Origin of the sequence: Cupriavidus sp. YR651, from assembly GCF_900101625.1 — a bacterium.
Lineage (GTDB): Bacteria > Pseudomonadota > Gammaproteobacteria > Burkholderiales > Burkholderiaceae > Cupriavidus.
In genome coordinates, this window is the sequence record NZ_FMYZ01000004.1 from 1 (window position 1) to 22754 (window position 22754).

Genomic DNA, 22754 nt, shown 5'->3' on the forward strand with positions numbered 1-22754 from the left:
TGCGTTAAGCTAACCAGTACTAATTGCCCGTAAGGCTTGATCCTATAACCAGTGTGTCTTGCCTGGTATAGCGGTTCGCCGCCTTGTGCCACGCTGCTGCAAGCACAACCCAATCTTTACTACACCCCTATTCGCCGCGCTGAGTCCTGCTCAGCCCGGCAACCCCTCATGCCTGGTGACCATAGCGAGTCGGAACCACCCCTTCCCATCCCGAACAGGACCGTGAAACGACTTTGCGCCGATGATAGTGCGGACTACCCGTGTGAAAGTAGGTCATCGCCAGGCTCTTATACCCAGAACCCCCAGCCCTCAAAAGCTGGGGGTTTTGCTTTGTGGCGATAGATTCGGCATCGGCGTTTAGGCTTGATTATCTGTAACGCATATGCGCGGGCCTTTACAGTCATCATTCGACGCCAGCACGCTGGCAGTATTGCATTGGCCCTAAAAGCACTCGCCAGCAATCAAATCCATCTTCAAACAAAAGCCCCGTGGTGACACCACGGGGCTTTTGCTTTCTCCGAAGCCGAATTGCGTGTCAGCAAACGGCGTTGGCAATCGGGATCGTCCGGCGTGCGGCGCGGGCCGCCGTGGTCGGCGATGCCGGGTTGCTCATCAAGCCACGGTACCAACCGTGAAAATGCCGCATCCCATCCTCCAGCGGCGACTGATACGGGCCCGCATCTGATTTTCCGGATCGATACAGTACGCGGCGACCGGCATCCACCCGCTCCGCAATCTCATCGTCTTCGATCGCTGTTTCCATGTATGCCGCACGATGTGCTTCCACGAGTTCGCGGTCGAAGGCGGCCAGCTCCTCGGGATAATAGAACTCGATCACGTTCATCGTTTCGTGCACGCTCTTCGGATACAGCGTCGAAACAACCAGTGCGTACGGGAACACCTCAATCATGTGCGTCGGATAGTAAGTTGCCCAGATGGCGCCGAACGACGGCACCTCGCCGGCGCCGTAAGCGAGCAGTCGCTCATGCCAGGCGCGGTAAGTCTCGGTGCCTGCGATTTCCAGCGTCGGATGCACGTTAATTCGCTGCACGCTGTACCAGTCGCCATATTCCCAGCTAAGTCCCTCGCTATGGACGTAGCGTCCCAGCCCAGGGTGAAAGGGCCCGATGTGGTAATCATCGTTGTAGATTTCCACGAACGTCTTCCAGTTGCAGTCGCAGCGATGCATCTCCACGTGGTCCAGTACGTAATCACCGAAATCCAGTTCCGGCCGATCGAACAGCCCTCGCAGATCCGCGCCGGCATTGCGCTTTCCTTCGAACAGAAAGCCATTTACATTCTGTAGCGGAAAGCGGTCGAGATTGCGGCAAGGCTTCTCGGGGAACTGTGGCGCTCCCACCAACTGACCGTTGCTGTCGTAGGTCCAGCCGTGTAGCGGGCAGACGATATTGCCTGCCCGCTCGCGGAGGTTGCCGCTACAGTTGCCACCCTTGGGCGCATCGGGGCCGAACTGCCCCAGCATTAATGCCTGACGATGTCGGCACACGTTGGAAATCAGCTCTACGCCATTGCCATTTCGCACCAGTACGCGTCCGTTGTCTTCATGGCCCAGGGCTCGCCAGTCGCCGAGATCCGGCACCATCTTTTCGTGGCCAACGTAGAGGGAGCTGTGCGCGAAGATGCGTTCCATCTCGAGCGCGAAGACCTCATCATCGCAATAACTTGCGACGGGTAGCTGAAGTGCCTCTGTTTCAAAGTGCGTCAATTCGCTCAAATCGGACATGAGAATTCTCCTTGCGCGAGTGCGCGCCGCCGCGTATTGCAGGGCGCATACGAGGAAAGAAACAAAAGGGAGTGAATGAACTGCGATGCGGCCGCTTACGGTCCGTCGCGTGCTGCCAGCCGTGCCAGGCGCTCAGGCAGTTTCTGACGCGGGCAGGTAACGCACATCTCGCCGTCGCTGCGGCGGTAATGAAGACAACAGCCCTTGCGATCCAGCGCCATCCGTGCTGCGCCAGCCTGGTCGTGGTAGGTCAGGAAGCCGCTCTCGCCCGCAAGATCCAGTGCGTCCAGCCAGTAGCGGCCCGCCGCGTGCATGCGCGATTCATCCCAGTCCGAGCGGTGTCGCTGCACCGCGAGCAGCGCGTCGAGGACGCAATCGGCCAGAAGGCGTTGGGCGGCCTTCAGCGGTAACGGGCCGACATCACGCCATTCCGTAAACAACCGCGTCCAGCCTTCCGAGAGTTGCCGCGCGGTACGCGCGAGACTGCCCTCTTCACTATCGTGTGCAGGCGCGTGTGGGACCAGGCGGAAGCCGCTGATGCAGCCGGCCTCCACCCGTTGCGAGAGCGCCGACAAATCCGCGGCAAATCGGCAGAGATGTGTGCCGATCACGCCAACGTAGATCGGCTGCCAGATATGCAGCCCCCACGCCCGCAGCGCCCAATAGTGCGCGCCGGCCTTGGGATGCAGCGCACCCAGATGCCGGACCATCGGCACGATGTCCTCGACACGGGCTAGGCTCCAGGCCCGCCCGTCGCCGATCGTGCCGTCGAGTCCCGGCACGACACGCGCGGCCGTCGCCAGCAACATGTCGAGCCGGTCCGGCGGATTCGCCAGCATCAGGCGGCGAACTTCGCGTTGATGGATCGCGCCCGGCCTGCAACGGGATTTGGCAGCGATCCGGCCATGGTGAGACTGGATGCCGGATCGGCCAGATTCACCATCTGCAGGTTGTTCTTCAGCTGCAGGCGATTCAGGCAGGAGTGCAGGAAGTCCGGTGCAAAGAAATCGTAGCGTGCGAACTTGTCCTTCAGCTCCGGATGCGCGGCCTGGTAGTCGTGGGCGCTGTCAGCCACCACCTGCCAGAAGTCGTCCTCGCTGCAGGTACCCGAGTCGACCAGGATCTGCGCCATGTGCCGGAACACGCCATCGAACACGTCGATGAAGATCCCCAGCAGCTTGTAGTCTTCAGGCACGTCGACGGCCAGCCTCTGAATTCCCTCCGGCAGCACGGCGTCCTTGTTCAGAATTGCCGATTCCTCGGCAATGTCCTTCATGAACACGCGTGTCACGGTGTGTCCGCCGAGCACAAGGATCAGGTTCTCGCAGTGAGGCATGAACACCAGATCGTGCGCGTAGAAGCAGTGCATCAGCGGCTCGAGGTAGGCCCGCAGGTATTGGCGCAGCCAGGCGTTCGCGGCAAGACCGGAGCGCTGGATCAGCGCCGGCAGCAATGCGTTGCCTTCCGTGTCGGTATGCAGCAGCGCAGCCATCGTCATCAGCCGCTCGCCGTCGCGAAGCTTGAGGAGCGGGCTCTCGCGCCACAGTGCGGACAGCATTTTCTTGTAAGGACTATCCGTTTCCAGGGCCGCTTCGTAGTAACGATTGCGATAGCCCACGGAAGCCACTTCACGCAGGATGCTGAAGCCGTATGCCTGCAGGGTGGTATCGCTGTTGATGAGCGTATCGAGGTAGGCGTTGATCGCTGGCGTGCCGGCCATGTAATACGGCGAGAGTCCGCGCATGAACCCCATGTTCAACACCGACAGCGACGTCTTCACATAGCACTTCTCGGGTTGCGACGCATTGAAGTACGTACGCACCGATTGCTGTGCGGTGTACAGATCGTCGCTGTAGCCAAGTGCGATGATCTTGCGATTGGCCACGTCCGCGGCAAATGCGATGCTGAGCTTGTTGAACCATTGCCACGGGTGCGCGGGCATGAACAGGTAGTCCGACGGCTCGACACCGAGCTCCGCGAGCGTCCGCTGGAACGTGCCAAGTCGCTCGACGCCGATCTCGCGTGCCATCAGCGCTTCATAGTTTAGCTCCGGGATGCAGGCGAAATGCGCGTTGTCACGATGCACGGCCAGCCAGACGACGGCGAATCGCGAGCCCGTTTCCGGTGCATAGGAACGATAGTCTTCCGCGTCGAATCCCAGGCGGCCGTTGTTGGCCACAAAGCCTGGATGGCCTTCAGTCATCGCGGCCTCATAGGTCTGGAAGTCGGCATCGACCAGTTCCGCCGAACTTGCAGCCTTGCGGTTGTGCTTGTACGCGGCGCCAAACAACGTGCTGCTGATTTCGTCCAGGTAGATTGGCAGTTTGTCGGCGGGGATGCCCAGCGTCTTCTTGAAATCGTTAATGAATGTCAGTGCGTCGAGAGGCTGGTGCTCGCCTTGCAGCACGCGCTCGATGGACGCGGGATCGATCCGCCAGTGGCGCAAGGCCATCGGCTGTCCGTCGAATGTGTAGTGGCAATCGGACGTATCGGCGTCGATCCGGTAGCGAATCCAGCCAGCGGCATCCGGCGTGCCTTGTGGGGCCGGCGTGATCACGACTTCGTGCGCATACTCGGCAATCGCCTTGCGTACCAGCAGGCGGTTGACCTTGGCCCAGACGGTCGGATCCAGATGGCCGACGACGTATTGGGGCTGGCGCGAAAGCTGGGCATGAAGGGTAGCGTCAAGCGGGGCGTTCATTGTTGAAATCTCCTCGAATGGATCGTTCAAAATCAGGGCGGGTGCAGAAGGCCAGCCAGGCGGTCTTCTGCGGCAGGGTGATCTGGCGGTCGTAGACAAAGCCCACGGCACGGTTCAACGCATGGACCTTGTCGTTACGCGCGTCAGGCTCCACGACGACGCGCCGGGCGCCGAGCGTGTAGAACGAAAAAGCCATCACGTGGCGCAGTACATCGCGCGTGAAGTGGCGAACGGGGGTGTCGGCAGGCCCGACGAAGAAGTGCATGCCGATATCGTCGCCGCGCGTGCTGTAGTGCGTGCCGACCGGTTCGTGCGCGGGGTCGTAGCACTCCACGACAAACGCTGGCGCGCCATCGCATAGACCCAGATAGGCGCCGCCATGGCCCCCTGCCAGCAGGTCGGCGTAGAAGCGACGTGTCTCGTCCAGCGACAGGTCCTGCATGTTCCAGAAGCGCGCATAGTCCATCGTGAACCAGCGATGCAGCGTCGCGATATCGTGACTGACCGACAGCGGCCGGATCGTCATGCGTGGATGCAGCGCGGCACGCATCGTGGCGGGCACGGCCTCGGATGGTCCGGTGGTGATATCCCATCGCTCAACTGGCATGTGGCGCTCCTGCGAGGGTGGTATCCGCGGCGCTGGTCGCATCGGCCGGGGCTGCGGGCTGCGCATGCCGGCGATCGACGCCAAAGCTCCATCGGTCAAGTACCGCGGTGAGCAGCAGGCCGACGGCCGCGAGCACGAACGTGACCTCCATGCCGAAGCGGCTGACGATGACGCCCGCACCGAACGACGACAGCAGCACGCCCAGGTTCTGGAAGAAGTTGGCGATGCTGAAGTCCTTGGCGTAGGCATCCGGCGTGCTGACCTTGAACAGCGTCACCTCCAGCTTGACGATCACCTGGAACAGCGACCATCCGTAGAGGCAGCGTCCGATAAGGACCAGCGGCACCGACTGTGACGCCTGCAGCAGCAAACCGGCTGCGCCCAGCAGCAGGTTGCCCAGCGTGTGGTCGAGCAACCTTCTGCCTTCGCGCGTAGCGCGCTTGTTGATGAGCAATGCCACGATTGCCACGACGCCCGGAATCGCAAACACCAGCCCGGTCAGCATCTGGTTGCGCATGCCGCTGATGTCCTCCCAGTAGACGGAGAAGAACGGCCGCACGAGGTAGGCGCTGAAGTCGAACAACAGCATCAGCAGGCTGAGGCGCAGGATCAGACCGAGCGTGCCACGTCGCGCCGCAGGGCTGGCGGCAGATGGCTGCGTGTCCTGTGCCGTGCCTAGTACCTTGACGACCCGGCCGGTGCGGATCAGGTACAGGCACAGACCCATCTGCACGAAGTCGCCGGCCGCCATCATCCACAGGCAGGTACGCGGGCCAAACTGCTGCAGCGCCAGCCCTCCCGCCATGGCACCGAAGATGCCGCCGATGTGCACGACCACGGAGAGCAGCCCGATCGTGGCCGCGTGCGTCTCTGCTTTCTCCAGTCGCATCAGGTACGGGAACATCAGCAGGTAGCTGCTCTTGGTCATGAACATCAACATGGTCAGGACCCAGAAGCCAGTGACGGTGTCCGCCCAGGCGCTCAGCGCGCCGAACGTGCCCGCCACCAGTTGGGTGTAGACCAGCAGATGCATCGTCTCCACGTGCCTGGCCACACGCGCCCAGAGCGGCAGCGTGCACATGACTGCGATCGAGATCGCGGCAATGTACGCGCCAACGTGGACGGGACTGGTGATGCCGTAGCGCACCTCGAAGAACTGCGGATAGAACGCGATCAGGATGGCATCGCTGATGACGCCAAACGCGGACATGATGACAATGGTCAGTCGCAAACTCATGGTCTAGCCCACCACCGATGTCAGGTGCGCCACGGTGGCCGGTGTCGTCCACGGCTGCGGAACGGCGGGGTCTGGCTGCGAGATCCGCACGAAACCACTGTCCGCCTTTGGAGAGAAGTCCTGGAACGTCGTACGCGCTTCGGCACGATAGTGGTCCACGCCGGTCAGCGCATGCAGCAGCCGCGCATTGCGGTGACATGCCATGCCAAGGTCCGGATTCGTCAGACCGTGGCTGTGGAAGCCCGCATTCTGGACAAAGATCTCGTTGCCGTGGATATCGACGGAGTAGTTGCGGGCCTGCTGGTAGCGTCCTTGCGCATCCCAGCGGATGCGCTCGCGAATCCCCTGCACGAATGCTGGCGAACGATGACTGTAGCCGGTGGCGAGTACTACGCCATCGGCCGCATGGCGATACTGCTCGCCGAGTTCGGTATGGCGGAACGTGAGGTTGTAGCCACGCGTGGCGGCATCGAAGCGCATGTCGGTCAGTGCCAGATTGGTCAGCAGCTGCGTGCGCGTGCCGGGGCAATGGCGCTTCTCGTCGAGCGTGTCGTAGATCTGGTCGATCAGCGTCTTGTTGATGCCGTTGTAGATGCTGCGCTGGTCTTCCAGCACGCGGGCCTTCACGCTATCGCGCAGGTCGTAGAAGTGGTCGATGTATGCCGGCGAGATCAGCTCCAGCGTCAGCTTGGCGTTCTCCATCTGGAAGAAGCGCGGCGAACGCGTGACCCAATTGAGCGTGTAGCCGTACGTGTCGCAGTCCTTGAGCAGGTCGTGATAGACCTCGGCGCCGCTCTGGCCGCTACCGATGACCGTGATCGTGCGGCGCTGCTGCAGCCATGCCTTGTTCGCCAGGTACGCGGAGGTATGGATTGGCGCGCGCTCGCCATCGCCATCGTCCGGCAGGCAGGACGGGAGGTTGGGCGTGCTGCCGATGCCGAGCACCAGCCGTCTGGCGCGATGGCGAAACGGCGTGCCCGTATGCGTGTCCACGCCGCTGACCACATAGCCGGGTAGCACGGCATCGTAGCGAATATCCAGCACGTCCTGGTGATAGCGGATATTGCGCAGCTGCGACGCAGCCCACTTGCAGTAGCGGTCGTATTCCTGGCGCGTGAGGTAGAAGTTCTCGCGCACGTAGTAGTTGTAGATGCGGCCCTGCTGCTTGCAATAGTTGAGGTAGCTGAAGCGGCTGGTCGGGTCTGCCATCGACACCAGGTCCGCCAGGAACGGGTTCTGCAACGTCGTGCCATCGACGAGCATGCCGGTGTGCCAGCCAAAGCTCTCCTTCTTTTCAAGGAAGAGACTGCGCAACCCGGGCAGCGGGTCGGCGAGGCAAGCCAGGCTCAGATTGAATGGGCCCAGACCGATGCTGATAAAGTCATAAGGATCTTCATTGCTCATGTTTAGCCCTGGTGGTTCGCGAAGGTGCTCCGCTTCCGCTTGCGGAAGGGGATACTCATCAAGACGAATGAGCCGGGATTACGTTTAGTGACATTGCGCAATTGACCTTTCGCGGGAAGGGGCGTGCGTGCGGCTGTCACACACGGTGTGCTACACGCGCGGGCCTGCGCGCGACAGCGCTAGTGGTGTCGATGGCGTCGACGGATTCGAAGGCGCGTGTGCCCCTGCGCATGGACGCGCACGGACGAGAAGCGGATAGAGGAGGTCCGCGCGGCGATTGCCGCGCGGCCGATCAGACCGATCAGAGAGCGATCGTCACTGCGTGATGGTCAACGCATGAACGTGAACGCATGGGCGTCAGCGTACGAGGGTCATGGCGCCCAGCGCGCTGCGGGCATCCTGCAGAATGAAATTGACCATCGCCGCTGAAATGCCGAGCCGTTCGGCGATGCGCTTCTGGCTCTGCTCTTCGAAGTAGTACTGCATGACCGCATCGCGCGTGCGCGATGGCAATCGGCGCATGGCGTCGCGCAGGCAGTTCGTCTGCTCCTGCGCAATCGCGATGCGGTCCGGCGAGTTCGTGTCGAGCGGCGCGTCTTGCTCGCCGGCCTCGGCGGTAAAGAGACGTTTCTCGAATTGCTGGCGCCGGTAGCTGTCCAGCGCGAGGTTGCGCACCACGCGGCTGACGTAGCTCGCCTCGCAACGCAGCACGTCGGTGCACGGATCCTGGCAAAGCTTGAGGAACGCATCGTGCACCACGTCCTCGGCCTGACAAGGACAGCCCAGGATTCGTGCGGCAACCCCAAGCAGGTTGCGCCGCTGGTTGATGAAGACGCGAGACACCGCGGCGGAGGACGCTTGCCGGGGGCTGGCTGGGGGCGTGCGATCGTCGATCACTGTCATGTGAACTCCATGGATATGGCCATGCGTCCACCGACACCGCAGGTGGACCGTTCTTCAACGAGCGGCTCATGCTAATGCAAATGCGAATCGTTCTTAATAAAACCTTCCGGCAGGCAGGGTCACAGCCGGTGAATTTTCAATACAGAGTTAAACGATGCGATATCGCCGGCTAGCGGGGATTCCCGAGATTCCGGGCATTCCGCGCCGGCACGGTCAATGACGGACGAGGCAAAGATCTCGCGTGCATGCCTTACGCGTGGTTTGTAAAAGCTTGCGCGGATATGCCTGATCGTCTCCATGATTGCGTCGCTTAAGGCCGTTGATTTGCACGCCGCAGCGCGCTCGCGTCACAAGATGCCATCGGCACGGCTTTCGCTTGACAGTCCCTGGACAGACCGTCTTTGGACAGTCCTTGCAGGTCGGCGTCGATGCCGTCGCCGGCTGATTGCATCCGCTGTATGGCATCAGGAGGCAGATCATGAAATCGATTCGAATGTTGAGCGTTCTCGCTGCCGGGGCGATGGCGGTGATGTCGCTGTCGGCAGTGGCGCAGACGACCCCGGGCCCGCGCGACCCCTACACGCAGGGCGGTGCGACGGGCGTCACGACAACCAATCCGAACGCTGGCAGTGCGCGTGCCGGCGACAAGTTCGATCCCTACACGCAGGGCGCCGCGCAACCCGCTACGCGGCGGGACCTCGCGCCACAGCCGCAGTCCTATGAACTGGTGCCGCCGACGCAACAACCGGGCCCGGGATCGACAATGGGTCAGCCGATGAGCGGCCGTGCGGACGGCACGATGATCTATCGCGGTGACATGCGATGGGGTGCCCCGAATCTCGGGCAGCGGGTGGGCATCACCAACCGGTTCCTCGACGGCGCTTGATGTCGTTGTGCTGCGTTCGCGTACGCAGCGTGCGCCGAGCGTGGGCGCCTTGATGGGGGCGCTCAACGTGGGGCGCTCAACGCGGCACGGCTAGCCACGAAGCCCCGCGTTGCCACGTGCAAGGTGGGGCTTATGTCTGACTCATTGCATCGAGCCGGCGACCCGGGTTTCACTCGTGACTAAAACGCCACATCTTGCTCGCCTCGCTGGCCGCACGTGCATGCTTCGCGGATGTCGTGCGTCGAGCATGTCCGGTGCACTGGAAACACTGTTCGGGCAGATGCCTTCGCCCATGCGGCGCCGCCGCTAATATGCGGTTCTCGCGGATGTATATGCGTTAATGCGGCGAAGTATTTCGCTTGATTACACGGCAATTCCGTACATCCCGATTCTTCTCCAAACTGGTAGCATGACGCGCAGGCGGTGTTGCGGCCATTGAACTGTTACTGCAGGGCTGGCTCCAATGCTGCATTGCCGCAGAACGGCAACGGCTTTCCCGGAGGAGGGAGTTGTTTGCACGCGCCGATGTTCCTGCTCGCAAACATCGGCGCCGTCCTGGCTGCAAACATTACCGTGCAGGCCGTCGCCAGCAAGATTCGGGGAAACCGATTATTGTGGCGACCGGCGAGACGATGCCCACACCAGATCGGTGCACGTGCTCGCGCGGAGAACGGTAATACCCAGAATTTATGATCGTGCAGGACATTTCAGACAAACGGGGAGCAGGGGGTGTCCATCGGCCACCCTGCGGCCGGACGCGCGCGCGGCGCGGCTGGCAATGCGTTTCCTCCAGGCCAGTTGACTGGCGAAAGCAGGGGCTCATGGCGACAATCCGCTGACACCCAATGACCGATTTGTGCCGGGAACCAGGCACGCCAATTGCGTCCACGCGCTTTCGCCGTGGCGCCCTCCTGACTGCGCGTCAGGACACTCCATTCCGTCTCACCCTCGAGGAAATCGCTATGCAACCAACGCGCGCCAGACGTGCTTTGCTTCCAGGCATGCTGGCCATTGCCGTGGTACTCGCTGCCTGCGGCAAGGACAACAAGCCGCCCGCGGCCCAGACGCCCGAAGTCAAGGTCGTGACATTGAAGGACGAAACGGTCACGCTGGACACCTCCCTGCCGGGCCGGACCTCGCCATACCGGATTGCCGAGGTTCGACCGCAGGTGGACGGCATCATCCTGAAGCGCCTGTTCGTGGAAGGCAGCGATGTCAGGCAAGGGCAGCAGCTCTACCAGATCGATCCCTCCACCTATGAGGCAACGGCCAAGAGCGCGGAAGCCACGCTGGAGTCCTCGCGCCTGCTGGCGCAGCGCTACGGCAAGCTTGTGGGCGAGGAAGCGGTCAGCAAGCAGCAGCATGACGAAGCCAAGGCTGCCTTCCTGCAGGCCCAGGCCGCGGTGGATCGCGCCCGGATCAATCTGCGCTACACCAAGGTGCTGTCACCGATTTCGGGCCGCATCGGCCGCTCGCTGGTGACCGAAGGTGCGCTGGCGACCAATGGGCAGGCCACCGCGCTGGCCACGGTGCAGCAGCTGGACCCGATCTACGTGGATGTGACGCAGCCTTCCACGGCCATCCTCCGCCTGCGCCGCGAACTGGCCAACGGCCAGTTGCAGAGCGCGGGCGCCAATGCGGCCCGGGTCAGCCTGGTGCTGGAAGACGGCAGCACGTACGCGGAGGCCGGCCGCCTCGAGTTCTCGGAAGTGGCCGTCGACCAGGGCACCGGGTCCGTGACGCTGCGCGCCGTGTTTCCCAACCCGCGTCATGAGCTGCTGCCGGGGATGTTCGTTCACGCGCGCCTGGCGGAAGGCGTCAAGACGTCGGCCATCCTGGCCCCGCAGCGCGGCGTGACGCGCGACCTGAAGGGCCAGGCCACGGCGCTGGTGGTCAATGGCGGCAATGAAGTCGAACTGCGCGTCATCAAGACCGACCGCACGGTTGGCGACAAGTGGCTCGTGACCGATGGCCTCAAGGCCGGCGACCGCGTGATCATCGAGGGACTCCAGTTCGTCCGCCCGGGCGCCAAGGTGAAGGCTACCGAAGCCACCACCACCGCTGCCGCGCCGGCCCCCGCTTCGGCACCCGCCGCCGCTTCCGCGCCTGCCGCGGCCAAGTCCTGACCGGGACCGACGCATGAGGTATTGCCATGTCTAACTTCTTCATCGACCGGCCGATCTTCGCCTGGGTGATTGCGCTGGTCATCATGCTGGCCGGCGCGCTGTCCATCCGGTCGCTGCCGGTCAACCAGTACCCGGCCATCGCGCCGCCGACCATCGCCATCTCCGTGACCTACCCCGGTGCCTCCGCGCAAACGGTGCAGGACACGGTGGTGCAGGTCATCGAGCAACAGCTCAACGGCCTGGACCGGCTGCGCTACATTTCGTCGGAGTCCAACTCCGACGGCACCATGACCATCACCGTGACGTTCGAGCAGGGCACCAGCCCGGACATCGCCCAGGTGCAGGTCCAGAACAAGCTCGCGCTGGCCACACCACTGCTGCCGCAGGAAGTCCAGCAACAGGGCATTCGTGTGACCAAGTCCGTGCGTAACTTCCTGGTCATCGTCGGCCTGGTCTCGACCGACCCCAACATGACCCGGGAGGACTTGTCGAACTACATCGTCTCCAACATCCAGGATCCGCTCTCCCGTACCGCGGGCGTGGGCGACTTCCAGGTGTTCGGTTCGCAGTACGCGATGCGGATCTGGCTCGATCCGGCCCGGCTCAACAGCTACCAGCTCGCGCCGCTCGACGTGAGCAATGCGATCAAGGCGCAGAACGTGCAGGTGGCGTCCGGCCAGCTGGGTGGCCTGCCGGCCGTGCGCGGGCAGCAGCTCAATGCGACCGTGATCGGCAAGACCCGGCTCCAGACGGCCGAACAGTTCGGCAACATCCTGCTGAAGGTCAATCCGGACGGCTCGCAGGTGCGCCTGAAGGATGTGGCCGATGTGGGGCTGGGCGGGCAGGACTACAACATCAACGCCCAGTACAACGGCCGTCCGGCATCCGGTATCGCCATCCGCCTGGCCTCCGGCGCCAACGCGCTGGATACGGTCAGGAACATCCGCAACACGCTGTCGCAGCTGGAGCCGACATTCCCGGCCGGCGTGCAGGTGGTCTTCCCGTATGACACCACGCCGGTGATTGCCGACTCCATCCAGGAGGTGGTGAAGACGCTGCTGGAAGCCATCGTGCTGGTGTTCCTGGTGATGTACCTCTTCCTGCAGAACTTCCGTGCCACGCTGATCCCGACGATCGCCGTGCCGGTGGTGCTGCTGGGCACCTTCGGCGTGCTGGCCGCGTTTGGCTACTCGATCAACACGCTGACGATGTTCGGGATGGTGCTGGCCATCGGCCTGCTGGTGGACGACGCCATCGTGGTGGTCGAAAACGTCGAGCGGGTGATGGCGGAGGAGGGGCTGGGGCCCAGAGAGGCCGCCCGGAAATCCATGGGGCAGATCCAGGGTGCACTGGTTGGCATCGCACTGGTGCTGTCCGCCGTGTTCCTGCCGATGGCCTTCTTCGGGGGTTCCACCGGCGTGATCTACCGGCAGTTCTCGATCACGATCGTCTCCGCCATGGTGCTGTCCGTGCTGGTGGCCCTGATCCTGACCCCGGCGCTGTGTGCGACGATGCTCAAGCCGATCGAGAAGGGCGACCACGGCGAACACAAGCAGGGCTTCTTCGGCTGGTTCAACCGCGGCTTCATCCGCTCCACCCAGCGCTACGAAAAGAGCGTGGTGGGCATCCTGAAGCGCCGCTCGCCGTTCCTGATCCTCTATGTGCTGATCGTCGTGGCGATGGGCTTCCTGTTCACGCGGATTCCCACCTCGTTCCTGCCGGAAGAAGACCAGGGCGTGCTGTATGCCCAGGTGCAGACCCCGGCGGGATCGTCGGCGGAGCGCACGCAGGCCGTGCTCGACCAGATGCGCAACTACCTGCTGAACGACGAAGGCAAGATCGTCAGCTCGCTCTTTACCGTGAACGGCTTCAACTTTGCCGGCCGCGGGCAGAGCTCGGGTCTCGCGTTCATCCTGCTCAGGCCGTTCAAGGATCGCGAGGGCGATGCGACCAGCGTGTTCGACCTGACCAAGCGGGCGCAGGCCAAGTTCAGCACGTTCCGGGACTCGCTGGCGTTCGCGTTCGCACCACCCGCCGTGCAGGAACTCGGCAATGCCACCGGCTTCGATTTCTACATGCAGGACCAGGCCGGCCTGGGGCATGACGCATTGATGGAAGCGCGCAACAAGTTCCTGCAGCTTGCGGCCAAGGACCCCGTGCTGCAACGCGTGCGGCCCAACGGCCTGAACGACGAACCCCAGTACCTGCTGGATATCGACGACGAGCGTGCGCGTGCGCTGGGCATCTCGCTGGCGGACATCAACAGCACGGTGTCGATTGCCTGGGGTTCCAGCTACGTGAACGACTTCATCGACCGCGGCCGCGTGAAGCGGGTCTACCTGCAAGGCCGGCCGAATGCGCGCATGAGCCCGGAGGATCTCAACAAGTGGTTCGTGCGGAACGACAAGGGCGAGATGGTGCCGTTCTCCACGTTCGCGACCGGCAAGTGGAGCTATGGCTCGCCCAAGCTCCAGCGCTACAACGGCGTGCCGGCGGTGGAAATCCTCGGTGAACCGGCCCCTGGCCGCAGCTCGGGCGAGGCCATGCGCGCGGTGGAGGAGATCATGAAGCAGATGCCACCGGGTATTGCGTACTCCTGGACCGGGCTGTCGTTTGAAGAACGGCTGTCCGGCTCGCAGGCGCCGGCGCTCTACGCGCTGTCGCTGCTGGTGGTGTTCCTCTGCCTGGCCGCGCTCTACGAGAGCTGGTCGATTCCGTTCTCCGTGATGCTGGTGGTGCCGCTCGGCGTGATCGGCGCGCTGCTGGCGACGATCGCGCGCGGGCTGTCCAATGACGTGTTCTTCCAGGTGGGTCTGCTGACGACGGTTGGCTTGTCGGCAAAGAACGCCATCCTGATCGTGGAGTTCGCCAAGGACCTGCACGAGCAAGGCAAGAGCCTGGTCGACGCAGCGGTGGAAGCGTGCCGCATGCGCTTGCGGCCGATCATCATGACGTCGCTGGCCTTCATGCTCGGTGTGTTCCCGCTGGCCGTGTCGCAGGGCGCTGGTGCGGGTAGCCAGCACGCGATCGGCACAGGCGTGATCGGCGGCATGATCACGGCGACGGTGCTCGCCATTTTCTGGGTGCCGCTGTTCTTCGTGGTGGTGAACGCGATCAAGGAGCGGCGCCACAAGCCGGATTCGTCCTCCCTCGAAACGGGAGCACAAACATGAGAAAAACCATCCTTTGCCTGGCCGCAGCCGCCGCGTTGACGGGCTGCAGCCTGATTCCTAACTACGAGCGGCCGGCTGCGCCCGTGGACGCCGCCTACCCGCAAGGCGATGCCTATCCGGTGGCCACGGCCGACGGGCAGGCATTGTCGGCGGTGGAACTGGGATGGCGCGATTACTTTGCCGATCCGCGCCTGCGCCGCCTGATCGAACTGGCGCTGGAGAACAATCGGGATCTGCGCGTGGCCGTGCTGAACATGGACGCCTATCGCGCCCAGTACCGCATCCAGCGCGCGGATCTGTTCCCCGATGTGGGCGTGGCGGCGGCGGGCACGCGCCAGCGTGTGCCTGCGGACCTGTCGACGACGGGCCAGCGCCTGATCAGCAGCCAGTACGGCATCTCGCTGGGCACCACGGCGTGGGAGATCGACCTGTTCGGTCGCCTGCGCAGCCTGAGCGAAGCCGCGCTGGAACAGTACTTCGCCAGCACGGAAGCGCAACGCAGTACGCATATCGCGCTGGTCGCCAGCGTCGCCAATGCCTACCTGACGCTGCGCGCGGACCAGGCGCAGCTGACGCTGACACGCGAAACGCTCGGCACATATGAGCGCACATACAACCTGACGCGACGCAGCTACGAGGAAGGCATCGCTTCGCGGCTGGATCTGCGCCAGTCGCAGACGCAGGTCGAGAACGCGCGGGCGTCGCTGTCGCGCTACACGCGTCTGGCGGCGCAGGACGTCAATGCGCTGACGCTGCTGCTGGGTACGGGGATACCGGCGGATCTGCCGGAAGGTCTGGCCCTCGATCAGAAGATCGTGGCCGACGTGCCGGCTGGCATGCCGTCGGATCTGCTGCAGAACCGGCCGGACATCCTGGCGGCGGAACATCGGCTGAAGTCGGCCAATGCCGATATCGGTGCGGCGCGCGCGGCGTTCTTTCCGCGCATCACGCTGACCGCGTCGGCGGGCACGGCCAGCCGCCAGTTGTCGGGTTTGTTCGACGCGGGGTCGGGGACGTGGCTGTTCTCGCCGCAGATCAACCTGCCGATCTTCACGGCGGGCAGCCTGCGTGCAAGCCTGGACTACGCCAGGATCCAGAAGGACATCAACGTGGCCACGTACGAGCGCACGGTCCAGTCGGCGTTTCGCGAAGTGGCGGACGGCCTGGCCGCGCGCGGGACATACACGGATCAGTTGCAGGCGCAGTTGCGTTTGGTCGAAGCCAGCCAGGATTACTTCAGGCTGGCCGAGGGTCGATACCGCACGGGCGTGGACAACTATCTGACGCTGCTCGACGCCCAACGTCAGTTGTATGCCCAGCAGCAGGTGTTGATCGACAGCCGGCTCAACCAGCTGACCAGCGAGGTCAACCTGTACAAGGCGCTGGGTGGCGGCTGGAATGACGTCTCGGGTGCGGCGGGGACCCCTGGCGAACCCAACGGCGCCGCCGGCAACAGCACCAGTGGCATGGGTAACAAGGGCGCCACCCCAGCGTCCTGATGGGCGGATTGCGCTGATCGCATCGATCGGCCGGATGGTCGAGATGATGTGAGAAGAGGGAAAAGGGAAGCAAATGAAACGGAGGCCGCGGTTTGTGGCCTCCGTTTTTTTTGCCCGCGCCCGCACGGCCAGCAGCCCATGGGGGCCACTACCGCGAAGGCGGCGTCTGATGATGCGGATGTGTGCGCTTTCGTCTCAACGCACGGCGGTCGTCAGAACTGATGCCGCATGCCGAGCATGACGCCGACGCGTGTGGTGGAGTCGTCGTCGAGCACAGGTGTGCCGGCCCAGTATTCGGTCTCTCGCCCGACCGCGCCGTCGCGCGCGTAGACGACATCGGCTTCCAGATAGAGGCTGGTTCGCCTGGAGAGCGCGTAGTCCGCCACCAGTGCAACGCTGTCGGCGCTGCCACTGCCGAGCGCGATCGGTACGACCTGGGATTTCGTGGTCACGTCGCCGCTCTGCTGGTAGCGGTAGTACGCGCCCGACAGATGCAAGGCCGGCGTGAGTTGATAGCCGAGGCCGACGAAGGACATGCCAAAGCGCGCATCGCTCGCCGATTCGCGCTGACCCATGTGGCCGAGATACGTGGTGGCCTTGCCGAAGGCGTACGATCCGCCGACCGAGTAATTGCGCAGCGTGTTGGCCCCATCGGCGCTCTGGCGTTGGTCATAAGCCACGCCGAGTGCCAGCGCGCCCTGCTGGTACTTCACGCCGCCGCCCAGCGTCGTGCCGCGGCTGGCGTTGCCGGGTTGCTCGCCGAGGCCATAGTCCAGTTGCACGGTGACCGGGCCGAGGGTGTGCTGATAGACGACGCTGTTGCTGACGCGGTAGTCCTGGAAGAAGATGTCGCCGCCGATGTAGAGCGGATCGGACCAGTAGTTACCGAGACCCTGGGCAAGAGGGTTGAACGCCCAGCCCACGTTATTGAGCGCGTTGTACTGGCGCCCGAACGTCAGGTTGCCCCAGTCGCCCGACAACCCCACCCAGCCTTCGCGCGCGAACAGGCCGTTGTAGGCGATGCGCCCGTCATCCGGGCCGAAGCCGCTTTCAAGCTTGAAGATTGCCTTGTTGCCGCCCCCCAGATCCTCGCTCCCTCGCAGCCCCCAGTGGCTGCCGGCCAGACCGCCGGAGACGAGGGCGGCCTGGTCGTTATGGCGTCCATCGAGGTTGGACGTATAGCGCACGGCCGTGCTGACGACGCCATAGAGCGTCACACCCGAATTGGCGTGAGCGGCGATGGGGGAGAGCCCGGTAACAAGCATCCCGACTGCAAGCAGGCTTCCGCTGGCAGACTTCTTCATAAAACATTCCTCCGGAAAAACAAATCCGCCGGCGTGCGCGGGCGGCGTGGGCTCAGGCAAGCGCCTGAGTAACTCAAGGCCTGCGCGGACGCTTCGAAAAGGTCGCGCAGGCCGTTGCCCGGGGCGCACGCCGCAAGCGGCGCGGGCCCTGAACGAGGGGCGAAGCTGGCGGGGGTGTTCAGCTTGGGAGGAGGGGCCCGACGGCGCTCCATGAGTCCGCTATGGAGGGAAGGGCGGAAATGCGATTTGGGGTCGATGACCACTGGCGAGGTGTCCGCCGACGCCCTCCGCGGCATGGCGAGGGTGGTCGGCGTCACGTTCAGGGCAGGCAACTGGCCGAATCCGGCGCAGCGGACCGGCATGATCTGCTCCAGCGGTGCACAGCCTGAGGCCGTGCGAGGGGTTGATGAGTCAGCGCTTTATTCAGGATGGGGAGCTAGTCGAGTGGCCTCGGCGCCATCCAAAAGCTGGCTCTCACTATCCACGTCTCCCGCTTTCCAGCGCTTTGCCGACCGTCAAAAAACTCCGGCAATCCGCCGCCCCTCGCCTATAATCATTGACTACGCAACTATTGATCGGACAATAAAATGCCTTCCGATTCGCACGAAGAGCCGAGCGCGACACCAGGCGTCCGGAGCGGACAAGTCCTGCCGTTTCGCGAATCCTTGCTGGCGATGTTGGGTATTGCCTTTGTCGTGATGCTGGTCGCGCTGGACCAGACTGTCGTCGGCACTGCGTTGCCGACGGTCGTGGCGGAACTTCAGGGCTTCGAGTACTACGCGTGGGTCGCCACCGCCTACCTGCTGACCTCCGTCATCACGGTGCCGATCTTCGGGCGTCTGGGCGATTACTACGGGCGCAAGCCCTTCGTGCTGGCGTCGATCATTGTTTTCATCACCGCTTCCGCGCTATGCGGGATGGCAAGCAGCATGCCTTTCCTGGTCGCGGCGCGCGCGTTGCAGGGTATTGGCGGCGGCATGCTGGTAGGTACGGCGTTTGCCTGCATTCCCGACCTGTTTCCTGATGCCCACGTCCGCCTTCGCTGGCAGGTGATGATGAGCACGGCGTTCGGGCTGGCCAATGCGGTGGGGCCCTCCCTCGGTGGCGTACTGACCGAATGGTATGGCTGGCGCGCGGTGTTCTATGTCAACCTGCCCGTCGGCATGCTTGGTCTCTGGTTTGCCTGGCGCTACCTGCCGCATCTGCGCCAGCAGACTCATACGGAGCGCGCCCGTGTGGACTGGCTGGGTGCGCTGCTGATCGCGCTGGGCCTGGGCAGCCTGCAGCTTTCCGTCGAATGGTTGCCGGACCGCGGGCTCGGCGTCGTCACGATTGGCCTGCTCGTTCTGTCAGTGGCCGCGTTCGTGGCACTGTGGCAATGGTCGCGCCGATCGGCCAATCCGATCCTGCCGCTTGACATGTTCCGCAATCCGGGTTTGGCACCGTTGTTTGTGCTGGCGGTGCTGGCGGGCTTTGCGATGTTCGCGTTGCTGCTCTACGCGCCGCTGCTGTTCCAGGGCGGGTTTGGCTATTCGCCGAAGGAGGCCGGCTTGCTGGTGACGCCGCTGGTGGTGTGTATTACGGTGGGCAGCATTCTCAATGGCCGCATCATCACGCGCATTCCGCAGCCAAACAGCATGCTCTACGCCGGGTTTGCCTTGCTGGCACTGGCATGCCTCGGCTTGTCGCAAGCCACGCGTGGCATGCATCACAACCTGCTGCTGGGCATCATGCTGCTGGGCGGGCTGGGGCTCGGGTTCATCATGCCCAACCTCACGGTGTTCGCGCAGCAGACCGCGGGCCGCGCTCACCTCGGCATCGCCACGGCCATGCTGCAATCGCTGCGGATGGTCGGCGGGATGGTGGGGACTGCGCTGGTCGGCACACTGGTGACCCGTAGCTACACGACGGGCGTGGAGGCGTCACTCGCTGCGGCTCATGCGAGCGAATGGGCGAGCAAGATGACCGACCCGCAAATTCTGATCGATAAGGCGGCGCAGGCCGAATTGCTGACTAACCTGCAGCAGGCAGGGCACAATGGAGCCCTGCTGCTGGAACAGGCGCGGGTGTCGCTGGTGGGTGCCATCCACATCGGCCTGGTGCTGGCAGCGATGGCGGCCCTGCTGGGCATCTGGCGCGCACGCCGCGTGCCGCCGGTGAAACTAGTGCGGGTCCATGAGCCCGTGATGGCCGCAGACTGACGACTGCCGCGCGGATGATGGCATCCGCCTACAGGAGATTGAAGTGGAACTGGAGCGACAAAGCCTGGCCGTACTGCAGCAGTTTGGACGGACCTACCGGGCCTATGCGTCCGCCTTCGAACAACGCATCGGTCATCCGCTGCCGCGCTGGCGGATCCTGTTCGCCTTGTATGGCCACGAAGGCCCCATCGCGCAGAAGCCACTGGCAGATCGTGTCGGGATGGATCCTGGCGCGCTCACGCGACAACTGAAGTCGCTGCAGGAACTTGGCTGGATCGAACGCACGACCAGTGAGCGCGACAACCGCATGACCAATGTCACGCTGACCGCGCTCGGCCGCGAGATCGTCGACCAGGCCATGCCGCGCCGCTCGGCATTTCTTCAGGACGTGCTGGCCAATGTGTCGGAGACGACCATGCACAATCTGTCCAAGGGCCTCGCGCAGCTCGAAACCGGCATTGCCGACGCGGCCGCCCGCACGCTGGCGGAACGCGACGCCGCCTGAGCGTCGCCTGCTCCGCTGGCCAGGACCGCTTCGCTTCATTCTGAAACAACCTCCAGGTGGCATCGTAAGCTGCCACTTGGGTTGCCCCCTGAAGTTGTCCCCTGAAGTTGTCCGGGAAATTCCCTTTGGCTTCCCCCCGAGGCTGCACCAGCCCCGCTACGCAGTCGGCCCGCCAAGCAGTGCCGCAATGGCCTGCGGGTTCGACGCAAAGTACAGGTGCACGTAGGATGCCGTAAGCGTCCCCACGCGGTAGATCGCTTCGCCCTGGCCGCCATCGCGCGGCGATACGGCATATGCGGTCGGCATCAGCGAAGACTGCGTTTGCGAGTAGTGGAACGTGTGGCCGCGGATTGCGTCGCCGGGCAGACCCGGCAGCGTGACTGCCTGATGCCCGATCGCCGCCAGCCGGCGCTGCATCGTCACCGTCCCCGGCAGCAGGCCCGCCATGTCATGGGCAACTCCGTCCTTGTCGACTAACGTGTCGAACAGAGCCATCATGCCGCCGCATTCCGCCAGGATCGGCAGGCCTTGGGCATGGGCCTCGCGCAGGGCGCCGAGCATGGCGACGTTTGCCGCCAGCGTGGTGCCATGCAGTTCAGGATAGCCGCCCGGCAGCCACAGCGCGTCGCAGGCCGGCAGCGCGGCGTCGCGCAACGGTGAGAACCAGGCGATTTGCGCGCCGAGTGCCGACAGCGTTTCCACATTGGCTGGATAGATGAAGCGGAATGCGTCATCCCTAGCTATCGCGATGGTCTTGCCGGCCAGCAGGCGAGTTGGCGCAGGCGTGGACACAGGCTGGCCAAACGCTACCGGCGGCGGCAATTGCGATACAGGCAGTTCGGCCAGCCCATCGGCAAGTCGATCGAGCCGCGTCATCAGGTCCGGCAGTTCATCGGCGCTGAACAGTCCCAGGTGCCGCTCGGGCAGGGCGGCGGAGGCATCGCGCGGCAACGCACCGCTCCACGCGATATCCGGCGGCAGGCTGCCGCGCAACATGTCGGCATGACGCCCGGTGCCCACGCCGTTGGCCAGGACTTGCATGGCGCGGAACGGCTGGCCGTAGTGCGCCAGGCCATAGGCCAGCGCGCCAAACGTCTGGGCCATCGCCCCGGCCTGGATCACCGCCAGCACCGGGAGCCCGAACAGCCGGGCCACGTCGGCGCTGCTCGGCGTGCCGTCATGTAGCCCCATCACGCCTTCCACCAGGATCAAGTCGGCCGATTGCGCGGCGGCGGCCAGCCTTGCGCGGGCGTCAGCCTCGCCGGTCATCCAGAGGTCGATCGAGTCGACCGGTGCCCCGCTGGCGGCCGCGAGCAGCGTGGGGTCGAGGAAATCGGGCCCGGTCTTGAAGACGCGCACGACGCGCCCCTGGCGGGCGTGAAGTCTGGCCAGCGCGGCCGTCACGGTGGTCTTGCCCTGGCCCGAGGCGGGCGCGGCCACGAGCAGCGCGGGCACGGCGCGGCCTTCGGGCATCGAGTCGGCGGAAGTGAGAGGAAGGTCTGCAGGCATGTCGGAATTCGTTCCGGATGGCCGGGTGGCCAGCCGGCGCCGACGATTATAGCGATCGCGGGACATCGCGTTCAGCCCAGTGGCAGCACCACGCCTTGCAGCGCGGCGCACGCGAACAACTCGCGATCGTTGCTGACCCCGAGCTTATGCATGGCGCAATTTTTCTGTCTGCTGATGGTCTTGACGCTGCGGCACAGCGTGCCGGCGATCTCCGTCACCGTGCGGCCAGTCAGGTAGAGCCGCAGCACTTCCATTTCGCGAGCGGACAAGCGCCGGATGCCATTGCGGCCGCAGGGCAACATGGTGTGCGTATCGGTGGGTGCAAGCGCTCGCAGGGCCGACTTGCCGACATAGGTAAACCCACGTTGGGCACGGACGATGGCGGTCACCACCTCGGACAGCGGGCAGTCCTTGAGTAACAGGCCGTGCACGCGCGTATCCAGGATCGTGCGCAGCACGAGTGGATTGGTGATCATGGTCAACACCACTACCGAAAGCGTCGGATAACGGCGCCGTAGCCCGGTGAGCAGGCGCACGCCATCCAGTTCCGCTGGCCCCGGCATGTGGTAGTCCGTCACCACAACGTCGGGGCGAAGAATTTCCACCTGCTGCTGCAACTCCGTCGCGCCCGCGACTTCCCCGCAGACTTCCCAGCCGGTCTGTGTCTGCAGTCTGGCACGGATCGCCGCCGTAATAACGGGGTGGTCGTCGGCCAGCAAAATCCTCAATGTCATCCGGTGACTCCTGTACACGTAGATCCGATTTGGCCTCAACTGACGTCAAAAAAGCGCCGCACGCGGGAGGGGCGTGCGGCGCAAACACGCAGCAACTGCGCGCATGCATGCTCACGAACCAAACGGGAGACAATCCGGAGCACGGCAATGCCCGGCGAGATTAATGCGCGGCGAATCGGAACGGAGTGAGAGGATTCGCAAAATGCATCACGACTTGCAAT

At 63.9% G+C, this 22754-nt stretch carries 16 protein-coding genes and 1 rRNA gene; 7 read left to right on the forward strand and 10 right to left on the reverse strand.

Going from position 1 to position 22754, the window contains the following annotated elements; genetic code table 11:
• The first annotated feature begins 171 nt into the window (after nt 1-171).
• Nucleotides 172-285 (forward strand): 5S ribosomal RNA (rrf, locus tag BLR29_RS12680).
• A 250-nt stretch (nt 286-535) separates the two neighbouring features.
• Here rrf and BLR29_RS12685 read toward each other — a convergent pair.
• The 7 genes from BLR29_RS12685 to BLR29_RS12715 all read right to left on the reverse strand — a co-directional run bounded on the left by BLR29_RS12685 (nt 536) and on the right by BLR29_RS12715 (nt 8596).
• A complete protein-coding gene (locus tag BLR29_RS12685; RefSeq protein WP_092137346.1) occupies nt 536-1744 on the reverse strand; it encodes an aromatic ring-hydroxylating oxygenase subunit alpha in 1209 nt (402 codons plus the stop codon).
• A gap of 95 nt (nt 1745-1839) precedes the next feature.
• Entirely contained in the window at nt 1840-2583 is a 744-nt protein-coding gene (locus BLR29_RS12690; RefSeq protein WP_092137347.1) for a siderophore ferric iron reductase, read from the reverse strand.
• Complete coding sequence (locus BLR29_RS12695) at nt 2583-4445, reverse strand: IucA/IucC family protein (RefSeq protein WP_092137348.1); 1863 nt, start codon at nt 4443-4445, stop codon at nt 2583-2585. The genes BLR29_RS12690 and BLR29_RS12695 overlap by 1 nt, the downstream gene beginning before the upstream one ends.
• On the reverse strand, nt 4429-5052 hold the full coding sequence (locus tag BLR29_RS12700) for a GNAT family N-acetyltransferase (RefSeq protein ID WP_176860937.1): 624 nt from the start codon (nt 5050-5052) through the stop codon (nt 4429-4431). The genes BLR29_RS12695 and BLR29_RS12700 overlap by 17 nt, the downstream gene beginning before the upstream one ends.
• Nucleotides 5042-6289, reverse strand: a complete 1248-nt coding sequence (locus tag BLR29_RS12705) for an MFS transporter (RefSeq protein WP_143018451.1) — start codon at nt 6287-6289, stop codon at nt 5042-5044. The genes BLR29_RS12700 and BLR29_RS12705 overlap by 11 nt, the downstream gene beginning before the upstream one ends.
• A gap of 3 nt (nt 6290-6292) precedes the next feature.
• On the reverse strand, nt 6293-7693 hold the full coding sequence (locus BLR29_RS12710) for a lysine N(6)-hydroxylase/L-ornithine N(5)-oxygenase family protein (protein WP_092137351.1): 1401 nt from the start codon (nt 7691-7693) through the stop codon (nt 6293-6295).
• 357 nt (nt 7694-8050) lie between these two features.
• Nucleotides 8051-8596: a sigma-70 family RNA polymerase sigma factor gene (locus BLR29_RS12715; RefSeq protein ID WP_092137352.1), complete on the reverse strand. Its 546-nt coding sequence runs from the start codon at nt 8594-8596 to the stop codon at nt 8051-8053.
• 478 nt (nt 8597-9074) lie between these two features.
• Between BLR29_RS12715 and BLR29_RS12720 the strand changes: the two genes are divergently transcribed.
• From BLR29_RS12720 to BLR29_RS12735, 4 genes are all read left to right on the forward strand, one after another.
• On the forward strand, nt 9075-9482 hold the full coding sequence (locus tag BLR29_RS12720; protein ID WP_092137353.1) for a hypothetical protein: 408 nt from the start codon (nt 9075-9077) through the stop codon (nt 9480-9482).
• 962 nt (nt 9483-10444) lie between these two features.
• Nucleotides 10445-11608 carry an efflux RND transporter periplasmic adaptor subunit gene (locus tag BLR29_RS12725; protein WP_143018452.1) on the forward strand — a complete coding sequence of 388 codons (1164 nt, stop codon included), beginning with the start codon at nt 10445-10447 and terminating at the stop codon, nt 11606-11608.
• 26 nt (nt 11609-11634) lie between these two features.
• Nucleotides 11635-14781 carry an efflux RND transporter permease subunit gene (locus BLR29_RS12730; protein ID WP_092137355.1) on the forward strand — a complete coding sequence of 1049 codons (3147 nt, stop codon included), beginning with the start codon at nt 11635-11637 and terminating at the stop codon, nt 14779-14781.
• Entirely contained in the window at nt 14778-16280 is a 1503-nt protein-coding gene (locus BLR29_RS12735; protein WP_092137356.1) for an AdeC/AdeK/OprM family multidrug efflux complex outer membrane factor, read from the forward strand. Before BLR29_RS12730 ends, BLR29_RS12735 begins: the two co-directional genes overlap by 4 nt.
• Before the next feature lie 212 nt (nt 16281-16492).
• Here the strand turns inward: BLR29_RS12735 and BLR29_RS12740 are convergent, their stop codons facing one another.
• The gene (locus BLR29_RS12740) at nt 16493-17584 is read right to left on the reverse strand and encodes a porin (RefSeq protein WP_092137357.1); all 1092 of its coding nucleotides are present in this window, start codon (nt 17582-17584) and stop codon (nt 16493-16495) included.
• A gap of 587 nt (nt 17585-18171) precedes the next feature.
• On the opposite strand from BLR29_RS12740, the gene BLR29_RS12745 reads away from it, so the two are divergent.
• Nucleotides 18172-19785: an MFS transporter gene (locus tag BLR29_RS12745; RefSeq protein ID WP_092137358.1), complete on the forward strand. Its 1614-nt coding sequence runs from the start codon at nt 18172-18174 to the stop codon at nt 19783-19785.
• 43 nt (nt 19786-19828) lie between these two features.
• The gene (locus BLR29_RS12750; protein ID WP_092137359.1) at nt 19829-20290 is read left to right on the forward strand and encodes a MarR family winged helix-turn-helix transcriptional regulator; all 462 of its coding nucleotides are present in this window, start codon (nt 19829-19831) and stop codon (nt 20288-20290) included.
• 156 nt (nt 20291-20446) lie between these two features.
• Here the strand turns inward: BLR29_RS12750 and BLR29_RS12755 are convergent, their stop codons facing one another.
• Together BLR29_RS12755 and BLR29_RS12760 are read right to left on the reverse strand one after the other, a co-directional pair.
• A complete protein-coding gene (locus tag BLR29_RS12755; RefSeq protein ID WP_369804600.1) occupies nt 20447-21799 on the reverse strand; it encodes a cobyrinate a,c-diamide synthase in 1353 nt (450 codons plus the stop codon).
• Nucleotides 21800-21870: 71 nt separating this feature from the next.
• Nucleotides 21871-22533 (reverse strand): response regulator, encoded by a 663-nt coding sequence (locus tag BLR29_RS12760; RefSeq protein WP_092137361.1) that lies wholly within the window; start codon nt 22531-22533, stop codon nt 21871-21873.
• Nucleotides 22534-22754: the final 221 nt, after the last annotated feature.

Excerpts from the sequence above, each read along its gene's own strand:
- BLR29_RS12685 (WP_092137346.1), bottom strand. The coding sequence starts at position 1,744 with ATGTCCGATTTGAGCGAATTGACGCACTTTGAAACAGAGGCACTTCAG.
- BLR29_RS12690 (WP_092137347.1), bottom strand. The coding sequence starts at position 2,583 with ATGCTGGCGAATCCGCCGGACCGGCTCGACATGTTGCTGGCGACGGCC.
- BLR29_RS12695 (WP_092137348.1), bottom strand. The coding sequence starts at position 4,445 with ATGAACGCCCCGCTTGACGCTACCCTTCATGCCCAGCTTTCGCGCCAG.
- BLR29_RS12700 (WP_176860937.1), bottom strand. The coding sequence starts at position 5,052 with ATGCCAGTTGAGCGATGGGATATCACCACCGGACCATCCGAGGCCGTG.
- BLR29_RS12705 (WP_143018451.1), bottom strand. The coding sequence starts at position 6,289 with ATGAGTTTGCGACTGACCATTGTCATCATGTCCGCGTTTGGCGTCATC.
- BLR29_RS12710 (WP_092137351.1), bottom strand. The coding sequence starts at position 7,693 with ATGAGCAATGAAGATCCTTATGACTTTATCAGCATCGGTCTGGGCCCA.
- BLR29_RS12715 (WP_092137352.1), bottom strand. The coding sequence starts at position 8,596 with ATGACAGTGATCGACGATCGCACGCCCCCAGCCAGCCCCCGGCAAGCG.
- BLR29_RS12720 (WP_092137353.1), top strand. The coding sequence starts at position 9,075 with ATGAAATCGATTCGAATGTTGAGCGTTCTCGCTGCCGGGGCGATGGCG.
- BLR29_RS12725 (WP_143018452.1), top strand. The coding sequence starts at position 10,445 with ATGCAACCAACGCGCGCCAGACGTGCTTTGCTTCCAGGCATGCTGGCC.
- BLR29_RS12730 (WP_092137355.1), top strand. The coding sequence starts at position 11,635 with ATGTCTAACTTCTTCATCGACCGGCCGATCTTCGCCTGGGTGATTGCG.
- BLR29_RS12735 (WP_092137356.1), top strand. The coding sequence starts at position 14,778 with ATGAGAAAAACCATCCTTTGCCTGGCCGCAGCCGCCGCGTTGACGGGC.
- BLR29_RS12740 (WP_092137357.1), bottom strand. The coding sequence starts at position 17,584 with ATGAAGAAGTCTGCCAGCGGAAGCCTGCTTGCAGTCGGGATGCTTGTT.
- BLR29_RS12745 (WP_092137358.1), top strand. The coding sequence starts at position 18,172 with ATGCCTTCCGATTCGCACGAAGAGCCGAGCGCGACACCAGGCGTCCGG.
- BLR29_RS12755 (WP_369804600.1), bottom strand. The coding sequence starts at position 21,799 with ATGCCTGCAGACCTTCCTCTCACTTCCGCCGACTCGATGCCCGAAGGC.
- BLR29_RS12760 (WP_092137361.1), bottom strand. The coding sequence starts at position 22,533 with ATGACATTGAGGATTTTGCTGGCCGACGACCACCCCGTTATTACGGCG.